15 protein-coding genes are annotated in these 12,482 nt (G+C 69.8%); 12 read left to right on the forward strand and 3 right to left on the reverse strand.

The genetic code is table 11. The features are described from left to right. Window positions 1–10 precede the first annotated feature (10 nt). The 10 genes from AB0K05_RS00155 (at window position 11) to truA (ending at window position 6,084) form a co-directional block, all read left to right on the forward strand. On the forward strand, window positions 11–436 hold the full coding sequence (locus AB0K05_RS00155) for a DUF1707 domain-containing protein (protein WP_219545098.1): 426 nt from the start codon (window positions 11–13) through the stop codon (window positions 434–436). A gap of 109 nt (window positions 437–545) precedes the next feature. Further along, window positions 546–959 carry a hypothetical protein gene (locus AB0K05_RS00160; protein WP_364225145.1) on the forward strand — a complete coding sequence of 138 codons (414 nt, stop codon included), beginning with the start codon at window positions 546–548 and terminating at the stop codon, window positions 957–959. A gap of 310 nt (window positions 960–1,269) precedes the next feature. Next, window positions 1,270–1,491, forward strand: a complete 222-nt coding sequence (gene infA, locus AB0K05_RS00165) for a translation initiation factor IF-1 (protein ID WP_012887858.1) — start codon at window positions 1,270–1,272, stop codon at window positions 1,489–1,491. Between the two features lie 23 nt (window positions 1,492–1,514). Continuing rightward, window positions 1,515–1,628 carry a 50S ribosomal protein L36 gene (gene rpmJ / locus AB0K05_RS00170; protein WP_003956441.1) on the forward strand — a complete coding sequence of 38 codons (114 nt, stop codon included), beginning with the start codon at window positions 1,515–1,517 and terminating at the stop codon, window positions 1,626–1,628. A 218-nt stretch (window positions 1,629–1,846) separates the two neighbouring features. Continuing rightward, window positions 1,847–2,227 (forward strand): 30S ribosomal protein S13, encoded by a 381-nt coding sequence (gene rpsM, locus AB0K05_RS00175; RefSeq protein WP_148036797.1) that lies wholly within the window; start codon window positions 1,847–1,849, stop codon window positions 2,225–2,227. A gap of 43 nt (window positions 2,228–2,270) precedes the next feature. After that, a complete protein-coding gene (gene rpsK, locus AB0K05_RS00180) occupies window positions 2,271–2,675 on the forward strand; it encodes a 30S ribosomal protein S11 (RefSeq protein ID WP_020542285.1) in 405 nt (134 codons plus the stop codon). Window positions 2,676–2,698: 23 nt separating this feature from the next. Continuing rightward, on the forward strand, window positions 2,699–3,325 hold the full coding sequence (rpsD, locus tag AB0K05_RS00185) for a 30S ribosomal protein S4 (protein WP_364225148.1): 627 nt from the start codon (window positions 2,699–2,701) through the stop codon (window positions 3,323–3,325). A gap of 105 nt (window positions 3,326–3,430) precedes the next feature. After that, on the forward strand, window positions 3,431–4,447 hold the full coding sequence (locus tag AB0K05_RS00190; protein WP_055506403.1) for a DNA-directed RNA polymerase subunit alpha: 1,017 nt from the start codon (window positions 3,431–3,433) through the stop codon (window positions 4,445–4,447). Window positions 4,448–4,628: 181 nt separating this feature from the next. Next, the gene (gene rplQ / locus AB0K05_RS00195) at window positions 4,629–5,153 is read left to right on the forward strand and encodes a 50S ribosomal protein L17 (protein ID WP_148036799.1); all 525 of its coding nucleotides are present in this window, start codon (window positions 4,629–4,631) and stop codon (window positions 5,151–5,153) included. A gap of 67 nt (window positions 5,154–5,220) precedes the next feature. After that, on the forward strand, window positions 5,221–6,084 hold the full coding sequence (gene truA, locus AB0K05_RS00200; RefSeq protein ID WP_364225152.1) for a tRNA pseudouridine(38-40) synthase TruA: 864 nt from the start codon (window positions 5,221–5,223) through the stop codon (window positions 6,082–6,084). Here the strand turns inward: truA and AB0K05_RS00205 are convergent, their stop codons facing one another. Beyond that, window positions 6,085–6,942 carry a hypothetical protein gene (locus AB0K05_RS00205; protein ID WP_219545102.1) on the reverse strand — a complete coding sequence of 286 codons (858 nt, stop codon included), beginning with the start codon at window positions 6,940–6,942 and terminating at the stop codon, window positions 6,085–6,087. A 1,783-nt stretch (window positions 6,943–8,725) separates the two neighbouring features. Between AB0K05_RS00205 and AB0K05_RS00210 the strand changes: the two genes are divergently transcribed. Next, window positions 8,726–8,974, forward strand: a complete 249-nt coding sequence (locus tag AB0K05_RS00210) for a hypothetical protein (RefSeq protein ID WP_148036801.1) — start codon at window positions 8,726–8,728, stop codon at window positions 8,972–8,974. 467 nt (window positions 8,975–9,441) lie between these two features. Here the strand turns inward: AB0K05_RS00210 and AB0K05_RS00215 are convergent, their stop codons facing one another. After that, complete coding sequence (locus AB0K05_RS00215) at window positions 9,442–10,854, reverse strand: hypothetical protein (protein ID WP_364225157.1); 1,413 nt, start codon at window positions 10,852–10,854, stop codon at window positions 9,442–9,444. Between the two features lie 24 nt (window positions 10,855–10,878). Continuing rightward, a complete protein-coding gene (locus AB0K05_RS00220) occupies window positions 10,879–11,571 on the reverse strand; it encodes a CAP domain-containing protein (protein ID WP_364225160.1) in 693 nt (230 codons plus the stop codon). 388 nt (window positions 11,572–11,959) lie between these two features. Here AB0K05_RS00220 and rplM point away from each other — a divergent pair, with 388 nt between their 5' ends. Then, a complete protein-coding gene (gene rplM, locus AB0K05_RS00225; protein ID WP_148036804.1) occupies window positions 11,960–12,403 on the forward strand; it encodes a 50S ribosomal protein L13 in 444 nt (147 codons plus the stop codon). Window positions 12,404–12,482 lie beyond the last annotated feature (79 nt).

Consider the following 12,482-nt stretch of genomic DNA (forward strand, 5'->3'; position numbering starts at 1 on the left):
GGGAGTGGGAATGGCGCAGAGCCCCGAGATGCGCGCGTCCGACGTCGACCGTGACCGGGTGGCAGCCCTGCTGCGCGAGCACACCGCACAGGGCCGCATCACCATGGACGAGTTCAACGAGCGGCTGGAGGAGCTCTACAAGAGCAGGACCTACGGCGACCTGGCCAAGCTGACCGCCGACCTGCCCGACGTCGACCTGCGCAACCTCCCCGCCAAGATCCCTCAGCAGGAGGTCCCCGCCCGCCGCATGCATCCCGGGATGATGGCCGCCTGGAGCGCGTGGGCCGCCGCCAGCTCGATCAACTGGGTCATCTGGCTCATCGTCAGCGTCACGTCGGGTGACTTCGTCTACCCGTGGCCGCTGTGGGTGATGGGTCCCTGGGGCGCGATTCTGCTGGTGAGCACGATTTTCGGAGACGGCAAGCAGCGGAAGTAGACGCCTCCATCTGTGCACTAGTGCGCTCTGCGTATTCGTCCACAGAACGAAACCGCGCGGATTCCTAACGTGAGCGGTGTCGAGAAACACCACTCACGGAGGAAACGAAATGCGCAAGATCTTTGCGGCAGCCGCTCTCGCCGGTTCGATGGCCCTAACCGGTCTCGCCCTCGCTCCCGCCGCCCAGGCGGCCTCGGCTCCGGCCACCACGCAGGCGGCCTCCGCCACCGCCGGCACGTGGGGCAAGTACTACTCCAGCAACAGGAAGGCCTACACCTACGGCCAGACCTGGAAGTCGGGCGGCAAGGTCTACACGAAGTGGTACGGCAAGGAGTCCACGTCCAAGCACGGCTACGTCTGGTTCCGCTACGAGTACAAGAGCGGCAAGATCGGCAAGCACTTCTACCGCTGGAACGGCTCCCACAAGCACATCTGGAGCAAGCGGGACATCAAGAAGCTCTACACCTACACCTGCTGGGGCGGCCCCACCAAGTACTGCGGCGCGGTGCACCGCATCTACTGACCGTGAGCCCAGGAAGGCCCGCCGCTCCCCGGCGGGCCTTCCGTCGTGCCGGGGGTCATCACGTACGGGCGCGCGGGGGGAAGACGGCCCGAGGCGGTAGGAGGGTCGGGTAGACTGGCGAGTGGTTGTGTCGGGACATCTGGCACGCGTTTTCGCGTTTTCCGCCATGGTGCCGTACACTTCTTTGTCGGCTCACTAAGACTGTCACGCGTCGGCGGCCCTTGCCGGTCGCCGCTCTCTCCGAAGCGTGAGGTCGCGGCTGCTAGTGAACCGGAGCCTCAGACGATCGATCAGTGAAACGCGAGGGATTTTGGCCAAGAAAGACGGCGCCATCGAGATCGAGGGCACTGTGGTTGAGTCGCTCCCGAACGCCATGTTCCGGGTGCAGCTCGACAACGGCCATAAGGTCCTGGCCCACATCAGCGGACGGATGCGGATGCACTACATCCGGATTCTGCCGGACGACCGGGTAGTCGTGGAACTGAGCCCCTATGACCTCAGTCGTGGGCGGATCGTCTACCGATACAAATAAGACGTCTGAGGACATAAAGGACAATGAAGGTAAAGCCGAGCGTCAAGAAGATCTGCGACAAGTGCAAGGTTATTCGTCGGCACGGTCGCGTCATGGTGATCTGCGACAACCTGCGCCACAAGCAGCGCCAGGGCTAGTCGCCGCAAGGCTTCTCCGAGTCCGCCCCGATCAGGGTGCGGGCTCGACGCATGAGAAGTCTGCAACGTAAGCGCGTGTCACACCCGGGCAGGCAGGTCTCGTCAGAGACCTGGACCACTCGGGAGACCCCCGGTCGGAGGCCGGGGCCCTCCACCCCGGGCATGGGGAGGGGAAGTGGCGCGCAAGACCTCCGCCACAACGAAGGAGAATGCCCGCCATGGCTCGCCTGGTTGGCGTCGACCTCCCCCGCGACAAGCGGCTGGAGATCGCTCTCACCTACATCTACGGCATCGGCCGCACCCGCGCCCAGGAGATTCTCCAGGCCACCGGTGTGAGCCCCGACCTCCGTGTGCACCAGCTCTCCGACCAAGAGCTCGTCCCGATGCGTGACTACATCGAGGCGAACTTCAAGATCGAGGGTGACCTGCGCCGCGAGGTCCAGGCCGACATCCGTCGCAAGATCGAAATCGGTTGCTACCAGGGCATTCGGCACCGCAAGGGCCTGCCCGTCCACGGTCAGCGCACGCAGACCAACGCGCGCACCCGCAAGGGCAAGAAGAAGACCGTGGCCGGCAAGAAGAAGCCTGGCAAGAAGTAGTCCACAGCCGCGGACCGAAGACCTCAGGAGTTGAAGGCAAGCAATGCCTCCTAAGAGCCGTCAGGGCGCGCCGAAGAAGGTGCGCCGCAAGGAAAAGAAGAACGTCGCTCACGGGCACGCCCACATCAAGAGCACGTTCAACAACACGATCGTCTCGATCACCGACCCCAACGGGAACGTGATCTCCTGGGCCAGCGCGGGCCACGTGGGTTTCAAGGGCTCCCGTAAGTCCACCCCGTTCGCCGCTCAGATGGCCGCCGAGAACGCCGCCCGCCGCGCCATGGAGCACGGCATGCGCAAGGTCGACGTCTTCGTGAAGGGTCCCGGCTCCGGCCGTGAGACCGCGATCCGCTCCCTCCAGGCCACCGGCCTCGAGGTGGGCTCGATCCAGGACGTCACCCCGGTTCCGCACAACGGTTGCCGGCCGCCGAAGCGCCGCCGCGTCTGAATTAGCCCAGGAGATACAGAGAAATGGCTCGTTACACGGGCGCGGACTGCAAGCTCTGCCGCCGGGAGAAGACCAAGCTCTTCCTCAAGGGCGGCAAGTGTGAGTCCGCCAAGTGCCCCATCGAGATCCGTCCTTACCCGCCGGGTGAGCACGGCCGCGGACGCCCCAAGGAGTCCGAGTACCAGCTTCAGCTTCGCGAGAAGCAGAAGACCCGCCGCATCTACGGCGTCCTCGAGAAGCAGTTCCGCAACTACTACGAGGAAGCCGCCGGCAAGAGCGGCAAGTCGGGCGAGAACCTCCTCCAGATCCTGGAGAGCCGCCTCGACAACGTCGTCTACCGCGCCGGTTTCGCGCAGTCGCGCGACGCCGCCCGCCAGCAGGTCCGCCACGGCCACGTCATGGTCAACGGCAAGAAGGTGGACATCCCGTCCTACCGCGTGCGCGAGCACGACATCGTCGAGGTGCGCGAGACCAAGCGCAACCTGATGCCGTACGAGGTGGCCCGCGCCACCGCCGGCGAGCGCACGGTCCCGGCCTGGCTGGGCGTCGTGCCCGACAAGCTCCGCATCCTGGTGCACCAGCTGCCCGTCCGGCAGCAGATCGACACCCAGGTGCAGGAGCAGCTGATCGTCGAGTACTACTCGAAGTAGTCACTCGCCTTCCTGGTTCTCGTACGGATCCCGTACGAGAACTAGGCTGTTTCATCGGGGTGGCGTCATATAGCGGGCGCCACACGAAAAAGGGGAGACCCGCACATGCTGATCGCTCAGCGCCCGACTCTTCTCGAAGAGTCCATCGACGAGACGCGCTCCCGGTTCGTGATCGAGCCGCTGGAGCCGGGCTTCGGTTACACCATCGGCAACTCGCTCCGCCGCACGCTGCTGTCGTCCATCCCGGGCGCGGCCGTGACGAGCATCCGGATCGAGGGAGTGCTGCACGAGTTCTCGACCGTTCCCGGGGTCAAGGAAGACGTCACCGACATCATCCTCAACCTCAAGGAGCTCGTCGTCTCCTCCGAGCACGACGAGCCGGTCGTGATGTACCTGCGCAAGCAGGGCCCGGGTGAGGTCACCGCCGCCGACATCGCGCCGCCCGCCGGTGTCGAGGTGCACAACCCCGAGCTGCGCATCGCCACGCTCAACAGCAAGGCGAAGCTCGAGATGGAGCTGACGGTCGAGCGCGGCCGCGGCTACGTCTCCGCCGCGCAGAACAAGCAGCCCGGCCAGGAGATCGGCCGCATCCCGATCGACTCCATCTACTCGCCGGTTCTCAAGGTCACCTACAAGGTCGAGGCGACCCGAGTCGAGCAGCGCACCGACTTCGACCGCCTCATCCTCGACGTCGAGACCAAGCCGGCCATGAAGCCCCGCGACGCGGTGGCCTCCGCCGGTAAGACCCTCGTCGAGCTCTTCGGCCTGGCCCGCGAGCTCAACGTCGAGGCCGAGGGCATCGACATCGGCCCGTCGCCGACCGACGCCGCCCTGGCCGCCGACCTGGCGCTGCCGATCGAGGAGCTCAACCTCACCGTCCGCTCGTACAACTGCCTCAAGCGCGAGGGCATCCACACCGTGGGCGAGCTGGTCGCGCGGAGCGAGCAGGACCTGCTCGACATCCGCAACTTCGGCGCCAAGTCGATAGAGGAAGTCAAGCAGAAGCTGCACGAGATGTCGCTGGCGCTCAAGGACTCCCCGCCCGGGTTCGACCCGAGCGCGGTGGCCGGCGGCGGCTACGACGACGACGACAGCGCGTACGTCGAGACTGAGCAGTACTGACCCGCGCGGGGTCCCCCGCTGGGGCCCTTCGCGGTTGGCGGGAATCACGGATGGTTTCCGTTGAGGGCGCGCCGGCGGATCTCGCCGGCGCGGCCTTCGCATCGCGGCAGGCCGCTGGTGGCCTTCCGCCCGACCCCGGTACCTGGCACGGCCGGGGCGGTTAACTCACAAGGAGAGAGCAATGCCCAAGCCCACCAAGGGCCGACGTCTTGGCGGCAGCCCGGCGCACGAGCGGCTGATCCTGGCCAACCTGGCCACCGATCTGTTCCGCCACGGCCGGATCCGCACCACGGTCACCAAGGCCAAGCGTCTTCGCCCGCTGGCGGAGCGCCTGATCACCAAGGCGAAGAAGGGCGACATCCACAACCGTCGCCAGGTGCTCACGGTCGTCAAGGACAAGGGCGTCGTCCACCACCTCTTCACGGAGATCGCGACGACGTTCGCCGAGCGTCCCGGCGGTTACACCCGCATCACCAAGATCGGCGCGCGTAAGGGCGACAACGCCCCGATGGCCGTCATCGAGCTGGTGAGCGAGCCGCTGAACACGGTCACGCGCACCGCCGCCCCGGCTGCTCCGGCCGCTCCCGCGGAGGAGCCTGCCGAGGCGAAGGCCGAGGAGAGCGCCGAGGTCTCCGCCGAGGCCAAGGGCGACGAGGCCGCCGAGGGTGCCGCCGAGGCGCCCGAGGCGAAGAAGGACGAGGCCTGAGACATCAGGCTTGACGGGCCCGGACCTCCTCATCGGGGTTCGGGCCCTTTTTCGTCCGCGTGTCTGCATGGAGGTGATCGTGGTACGGCTGCGGCTGGATCTCGGGTACGACGGGAGCGGCTTCTCAGGGTGGGCCCGTCAGCCCGCGCTGCGCACCGTACAGGGAGAGATCGAGCAGGCGCTCGGCCGGATCCTCCGGATCGCGGAGCCGGTGCTGACCGTCGCGGGGCGCACCGACGCGGGCGTGCACGCGCGCGGGCAGGTGGCGCACGTCGACGTGCCCGGCGAGGTGCTGGTGCAGCTTGACGGGAACCGGCCGCACGCGCTGGGGACGGACGAGAGGCTCTCTGTGCTCGTGCGGAGGCTTGGCGGGGTTCTCCCTCCAGATGTCCGTGTTTTTCGTGTCTCGGTGGCTCCTGAGGGCTTCGACGCCCGATTCTCCGCTCTGTCCCGGCGGTACGCGTACCGGGTGAGCGACGCCGCGGGCGGCTGCGACCCGCTGCGGCGGCACGAGGTGCTGTGGCACAACCGGCCGCTCGACCTGGACGCGCTGAACACCGCCGCCGCCCGGCTGCTCGGCGAGCACGACTTCGCGGCGTTCTGCAAGAAGCGCGAGGGCGCCACCACGATCAGGGAGCTGCAGCGGCTGGACTGGGCGCGCGAGCCCGGCGGGGTGCTGGTCGCGACCGTGGTGGCCGACGCGTTCTGCCACTCGATGGTACGGGCCCTCGTCGGCTCGCTCCTGGCCGCGGGCGACGGCCGGCGGCCGGTCGAGTGGCCCGGGCAGGTGCTCGCGGCGGGCGTACGCGACACAGGGGTGCATGTGGCGCCCGCGCACGGGCTCTGCCTGGAGGAGGTGCGCTACCCGGCCGACGCGGAGCTGGCGGACCGGGCGAGCGCCACCAGACGGGTGCGCACCTTGGAAGTCTGATCAGTTGTCGGTGATGCGGCGCTCCAGCACCTTGGCGGTCTCGTCGCGGAACTCGCTGCTCACCTTGACCAGGGTCTTCTCCTTGTCACCCGGGGTGTGGCCGTCGGCGTGGGTGGCGTAGCTGAAGACGATGTAGCGGCCCCACACCAGCCCGGCCGCGTAGCCGCCGGCGATGTGCACCCGGTCGCCACCGGACCCCTCAGGGCCGGCGAGGCCGCGGAACCACAGGTTGCGGCTCAGGTTCTTGGCCTGGTCGACCTCCAGGGCGGCGTCCTTGCTGGGCAGGACGGCGATGCCGGTGGTCACCGCGTACCGGCGCTTGCGGTCGACGTACGTGGCGCGCAGCACGCGGCTGCACTGCTGCTCCTTGAGCGCCTCGGCGAACGGACCCGACGCGGCGTCCTCGCAGTCGTCGGCCACGGTCGACTTGACCCTGGTGAAGGCGGCGCCCGCGGCGTCCACCTTCTTGTCCGGGAACGCCTCCTTGAGCGACAGCGTCTTCGGGTCGGTGATCTCCGAGTTGAGCATGGAGGTCCCGGACGGCTCGGCGGAAGGGGTGACGGACGGGGCGGAGGTGGGGCTCGCCGTGGGGGCGCTCGCGGCCGTGTTCGCCGGCGCCGCCGTGTTGGCGGACCGTACGGCGAAGAAGCCGCCCGTGGCGACCCCGGCGAGCACCAGCACGCCGAGCGTGGCGAACAGCGCCCGCTTGCTCTTCGGGGGCTCCTGGACCTGGATGGCCGCGAACGGCGGCTGCCTGAAGGGGCCACCGGACGGGGCCAGCTCCCCTTGGCGGGGCAGCCGTCCCGGGGGGTCCGCTTGGCTGGGGACCAGTGCGGCGGGGTCTCCGTGGCCGGGCATCCGTCTGCCGGGGTCTCCCTGTTGGGGGACCCGTCCGGCGGGGTCTGCTTGCTGGGGGACCCGTCCGGCGGGGTCTGCCGGGCTGGGGGACCGCCTGGTCAGGGGTGTGACGGGACCGCCGCGTGGTGGGCTCTGGGGTGGGACGAGGCCGCTCTGGGGCGGGCCCTGGGTGTCGTGCGGTCCGCCGCGTGCCGCGCCTTGAGCGGATCCGGTCGTGTATGGCGCGTTGCCTTGGGTCGGCTGGGGATTGCCGAAACCTCCCGGAGGCGGGACCGGCACTCCCTGGATCACGCTGCCCGGAGGGTGTGGCCCGGCGTCAGGTGGTGTGACACCTTCGGGTGTGTTCTGCGGAGCTGCTCCGGTCTGTGTCTCGGGGGTGGGGTCACTGCCTGGAGCGGTGGGTGGTTCCTCGCCCTGGGGGAGCCCGTCCTTGACCGGCTCCGCGGTCACCGGGCGCTCTTCGCGCCCTCCGGACGACGGGGTAACCGGGTGCTCCTGGCGTTCCCCGGGCGACGGGGTAACCGGGCGTTCCTCGCGCACCTCAGAGGACGCGGTCACTGGGCGTTCCTCACGCTCCGCGGAGGACGCGTGCCGACGGCCCCAGACCTCCGGGGCGAACGGCAGGTCGAGCTGGTCGCGCTCCGGCTCCTCGCGCTGCGGAGCGGGCGGCCACACGGGCACATCACTCGGTTCGGCCCGGCGGCCGGCATGCTCCCTGGGAGCGCCGGGCGGGCCACCCGTGCCATGAGCCCCGGCCGCGCCGGCAGGGGCGCCCTCGGCCCGAGGGCCACCTGCGGTGTGCGGAGTGTTGATGCCGTGAGAGGCGCTCTCGGCCCGGAGGCCTCCGGCGGTGTGCTGGTTGTCCGCGAGGTGAGGAGTGCCTTCGGCCTGAGGGCCACCTGCGGTGTGCGGAGTGTTGGTGCCGTGCGGAGTGCTCACGGCACGGGAGGCTCCGGTGGTGTGCGGATCGCCGCTGGCAGGGCTCGTGGGGTGGGTGCCGCTCGGGTTCTGGCTGGGGATTCCCGGGGGCCCGCTCTGGCTGGGGGGTCCCGGGGGGTGAGGGTTGCCGGTGATCGGAGGGCCTGCCGTCTCTGGGGCGGGGTTGGTGGTGCCTTGCTGGGCGGCGGGGGAGAGTTTGGGGTCGAACAGGGGTGCCGGCGGTCCCTTCGGGCCGGGTGACGGCACCGGCATGCCGGCGCCGAGTCCCGGCCCGCCCTTCCTGGCGAACGGGGGCACCTGGCCCGGGCGGGTGGGGCCCTCGACGTCGTCCGACTGTTCGCCGTACGTGGGGCGGGTCGGCTCCACGCCGTACGGAGGTCTCGGATCGTCCGTGGAGGACCCGTACGGAGACTGGCCTTCGCGTGCGGGAGGCGGAGGCGCATCGTGGTCGGCGGGCGTCGGCGCGCTGAGCGGGACGGGGCGCGGAGCCATGGTGTTCGGGTCGAAGTAGTGCGACGGACCTGATGCCACGGGCTCGGGACCCCAGCCATCGGCGAGGTCCGGCGACTCGGATCCGGCCGGTGGAGGCGTGGTCCGGTCTTCCGCGGAGGGTTGGGCGGGCCAGTGTCGCCACATGGGGTCGGAGTGCGTGGGGGGTGGTGTGGCCGGGAAGGCTCTGAGGCCTTCCGACGGGGGCTGGGCGGGCCAGTCTTGCCATGTGGGCTCGGACGACGGCGGGGTCGCTGATGCGGGCTCGGCGGGCCAGGACTCTGATGGCAGCGGAGGCTCGGACGGTCCCTCGGGCCGCGGGGGGTCGCCGTGCTCGCTGCGCTGGGGAGCGTGGGTGTCGTCGTCGGGCTCCAGTTCGCCGGTGGCGGCGGGCCACGGCGGCATGGCGGGGGAGCCGGTGACCGGGGCCGGCCACACCTGCATGCCGGCCGCCGCGGCGGTGAACGCCGGGGGAGGCTCCCAGCGGGGGGCGCCGGGGACGGCGGGCTCACCCCACGAGCTCTTCGGCGGCTGGGGCCAGGGGACGCCCGGCGGGGTGAAGGGCACGCCCGCCGGCTCGTCGTCCTCGGCGTACCAGTCGTAGGCCGCGCCGTCCGCGTCCTGCACCTCCCAGGGCTGCGCACCGGGGTAGACCGGGACAGGCTGCTCGCCGCTCGCGGGCTCTCGTACGTCCGAAGGACGCGCGGGGCGCGACGCGGCGAGATCGGGCCCGGACTCCTGGACGGAGAGCCAGTCCTCGGCGGGGGCGGCGCCTGCGGGTTGCCAGGCGTCGTCGCGGGGTGGCTCGCCTTCGACCGTGAGCCAGGCTTGTCCCGAGGGGTCGTCCGGGTATGCCGGTGGGCCCCCTTGCTCTTTGGGGGGCTGGCGACCGAAGCTCGGCGGGGGCGTCGGAGGTGCGCTGCCCGCTTCCCTGCGCTCGTGCTCTGACCCGGGTCCCTGGCCACGCATAAGGCGAGCGTAGCGAGTGTCTCTAGATCGTTCCCCCGGTATGAGTGTTCCCGCGCTGATCGATCGTCACTTTTGCGGGATTTTCGCGTACGAAGTGAGAATTCAGGCCGCGCGAGCGCCCGTCAGCGCACGAACGTCGAGGGCCTTGAAGACCGTCGCCTTGGTGATGTCCTCGGCCGCCTGGAAGAGTCGCTTGGATGCCGTCTTGTCGGGATCGGACCCGTCCTTGTTCTGGAACCAGACCAGGACGGCGTAGTGGCCGTGCGTCCACACCTTGGCGCCGCCGCTGCCCGAGCCGAGGAACTTGGTCACCTCGTCCTTGCCCGCGAGGGGTTTGACGTAGTTGGACTTGTCGCCGGCCTTGGCGACCCTGGCGGCGTTCTTGGTCGTGCTGAGGTTGGCGACGCCGACCGTGCCGATGGTCTCGCCCTTCTTGTCACGGAAGCTGGCTCGCATCATCTGTGTGCACTTGCCGGCCTTGAGGGCCTTCTTGAGCTTGTCGCCGAGCACGCCGTCGTCGCACTTCTTGTCCTTGCTGGTGATCGTCATCTCGTAGGCGCGGCCCGAGGCGGTGATCTTCTTGGACTTGAAGAGCTCCTTCACGGTGAGCGGCTCGGGGTCCGTGCTGCGGCTGCCCGCGTAGCCGAACTCGCCGGGGGGCGCCGACGGGAGCGGGGCGGAGGTGCGGCGCTCCGAGCTGGACACGGCGGCGGGGTCGTCGGCGTTGAACATCACCGCCAGGCCGCCGCCGAGCAGGGCCAGCACGCCGACGCCGGCGAGCGAGGCCCAGAGCGGGCCGCGGGAGCGGGGGCCCTCGTCGTAGGGGCTCCAGGTCTGCCGGGGGGCGGCGGTCTTCTCGGCGGATTTGTCGGGCTTCTCCGCCTGCTCTGCCTTGTCCGTCTTATCGGGCTTGCCGGACTTGGCCCTGCCGCGCCTGCCGCGGCCGGTCTCCTTGGCGGCCGGGTCGTCGCCGGGCGTGTCACCGGGAGGGCCGGACGGCGGCTGCGCGTTCGCGGCGGGCTGCGGGGCGCCGGGCGGGGGCTTCCTGTTGCTCGGCGTGAACGCGTCGGACGCTCCTGGGCCGCCGGGCGCTCCTGGGCCGGCGGCGAAGGGGTCGGACGGGTTCTGCGGGTCGGTGGAGAAGGGGTCCGCCGCCGCTTGCGGGCCGGTGCGCGGGCCCTGAGGGAAGGCGCCGGGCCCCTGCGGGCCGGTGGCGCGCGGGTCGGGCGTGCCCAGCGGGCCGGTCGGCGGGCCGGAGAAGGAGCCTGCCGCGCCCAACGGGCCCGTGGCGGGGCCGGAGGCGAACGGGTCGGACGAGCCCGGCCGGCCTGGCGCGCCCTGCTGGCGAGGGGTGAAAGCGTCGCCGGCCTGGGAGAACGGCCCCGATGGCGGTTGCCCGTCGGCACTCGGCTGGGCGGGTGTGAAGAAGCCGGAGTCGGTCTGGGGCTGGCGGTCTCTACGAGAACGACGCGGGGTGCCGTCCGTGCCGGTTTGCGGTTCCTCGGGAAAACCCATGCGGAGACATTACCGTGAAGGTGGTCACGAACGTCCGAAATCCTGCGTCCACCACGGCCCGCCGGGGCCGGACACGACGCCGACGCCGATGGCGTTGAAGTCGCAGTTGAGCATGTTGCGCCGGTGGTCGCGGCTGGCGAGCCAGCCCTGGACGGCCTCCTTGGCGGAGGCGTAGCCGCGGCCGATGTTCTCGGCGGTGCCGTTGACGTACCCGACCCGTTCCATCCGGTCCCAGGGTGAGGCGCCGTCGGGTGATTCGTGGGTGAACTGCCCGGAGCGGGCCATTTCCATGGAGTGGGTGCGGGCCGCCCGGGTGAGCCTGGCGTCGGTCCTGAGCGGGCGGCAGCCGTTCCTCGCCCTGGCGGCGTTGGTGAGCCGGACGACGTCGGCGGCCATGCCCGGCATGTTCCTGATCGACTGGCCGTCGTCGTCGTCGCCGAGCACCGAGACCGGGTCCTGGTCGGTGAAGCCGGCTATCTCGCCGGTGGGGCTCTTGGTGGGCCGGACGTCCGTCTTGCCGCGCGGCGTCGTGGTGACAACCTGCCGGGGGATCCGCTCGGCGTGCGGCTGGGCCTTCTGCGGCGTGGTCTTCGGGGCGGCCTGGGCCGTCGTGGGCGGCGTGGTCTCGTTCAGGAAGATGTGGTCGTCGGGCATCGAGTCGCCGGACACCCGGCCGAGCAGCACACCCGTGAGCAGGGCCGTCGCGAGCAGGCCCACGGCACCCAGGTGGTTTCGGCGCCGGATGGGCCGCTGGGTGTGCCGGGTGTGAGAACTCTGCCACATACCGCCACCAACGATAGAGATGTCGGGTCCTGGTAAAGAAGGGAATGCCGGGAACCGAAATCTATTCGTTCTGTGGTCAGGTAGAATCGCGACAGGTTATCGGTCTTTTGACTGCCCTCTCGGGGGCGGGTAACCTCTCGTTCGTTGTGTGCATAGGTCCGCGAGACCGATGCGCGGCGCGTCCGGCGTCATCTCCTATCACAGCCCTCTCGGGGCCGGGAGACGGAAGGTCCGGGCCGTCGTGTGCCCGCACCGACCGACCCCATAGCGCTGCCGTGTCCGGCGGCGCGCCGAAGACGCGAGCATAAAGAAGGCTACGACCGTGCGCACGTACTCACCGAAGCCCGCCGACGTCCAGCGTCAGTGGTACGTCATCGACGCGACCGATGTCGTCCTGGGCAGGCTGGCCAGCCACGTCGCGATCCTGCTCCGCGGCAAGCACAAGCCGATCTTCGCGAACCACGTCGACACCGGTGACTTCGTCATCGTCATCAACGCCGACAAGATCGCGCTGAGTGGCAACAAGCTTGAGCAGAAGAAGGCCTACCGCCACTCGGGTTACCCGGGCGGTCTGCGTTCCGTCAGCTACGGCGAGCTCATGGAGAAGCGGCCCGACAAGGCCGTCGAGAAGGCCGTCAAGGGCATGCTGCCGAAGAACTCCCTGGGCCGGAAGATGATCAAGAAGCTGAAGGTCTACGCGGGTCCCGAGCACCCGCACCAGGCCCAGCAGCCGGTGCCGTTCGAGATCACCCAGATCGCCCAGTAGACCTGCGGGGGGATGTCCCCCCGCATGCCCCTCAAGGGGCAGTGAACCGAGTTTGATTTTCGTGGGGAAACCCCACGCC

Source organism: Nonomuraea sp. NPDC049486, assembly GCF_040676925.1.
Taxonomy (GTDB): domain Bacteria; phylum Actinomycetota; class Actinomycetes; order Streptosporangiales; family Streptosporangiaceae; genus Nonomuraea; species Nonomuraea ferruginea.

Bases quoted from the DNA above. Each gene is read 5' to 3' on its own strand.
- AB0K05_RS00155 (WP_219545098.1), top strand. From the start codon at position 11: ATGGCGCAGAGCCCCGAGATGCGCGCGTCCGACGTCGACCGTGACCGG.
- AB0K05_RS00160 (WP_364225145.1), top strand. From the start codon at position 546: ATGCGCAAGATCTTTGCGGCAGCCGCTCTCGCCGGTTCGATGGCCCTA.
- rpmJ (WP_003956441.1), top strand. From the start codon at position 1,515: ATGAAGGTAAAGCCGAGCGTCAAGAAGATCTGCGACAAGTGCAAGGTT.
- rpsM (WP_148036797.1), top strand. From the start codon at position 1,847: ATGGCTCGCCTGGTTGGCGTCGACCTCCCCCGCGACAAGCGGCTGGAG.
- rpsK (WP_020542285.1), top strand. From the start codon at position 2,271: ATGCCTCCTAAGAGCCGTCAGGGCGCGCCGAAGAAGGTGCGCCGCAAG.
- rpsD (WP_364225148.1), top strand. From the start codon at position 2,699: ATGGCTCGTTACACGGGCGCGGACTGCAAGCTCTGCCGCCGGGAGAAG.
- AB0K05_RS00190 (WP_055506403.1), top strand. From the start codon at position 3,431: ATGCTGATCGCTCAGCGCCCGACTCTTCTCGAAGAGTCCATCGACGAG.
- rplQ (WP_148036799.1), top strand. From the start codon at position 4,629: ATGCCCAAGCCCACCAAGGGCCGACGTCTTGGCGGCAGCCCGGCGCAC.
- truA (WP_364225152.1), top strand. From the start codon at position 5,221: ATGGAGGTGATCGTGGTACGGCTGCGGCTGGATCTCGGGTACGACGGG.
- AB0K05_RS00205 (WP_219545102.1), bottom strand. From the start codon at position 6,942: ATGCCCGGCCACGGAGACCCCGCCGCACTGGTCCCCAGCCAAGCGGAC.
- AB0K05_RS00215 (WP_364225157.1), bottom strand. From the start codon at position 10,854: ATGGGTTTTCCCGAGGAACCGCAAACCGGCACGGACGGCACCCCGCGT.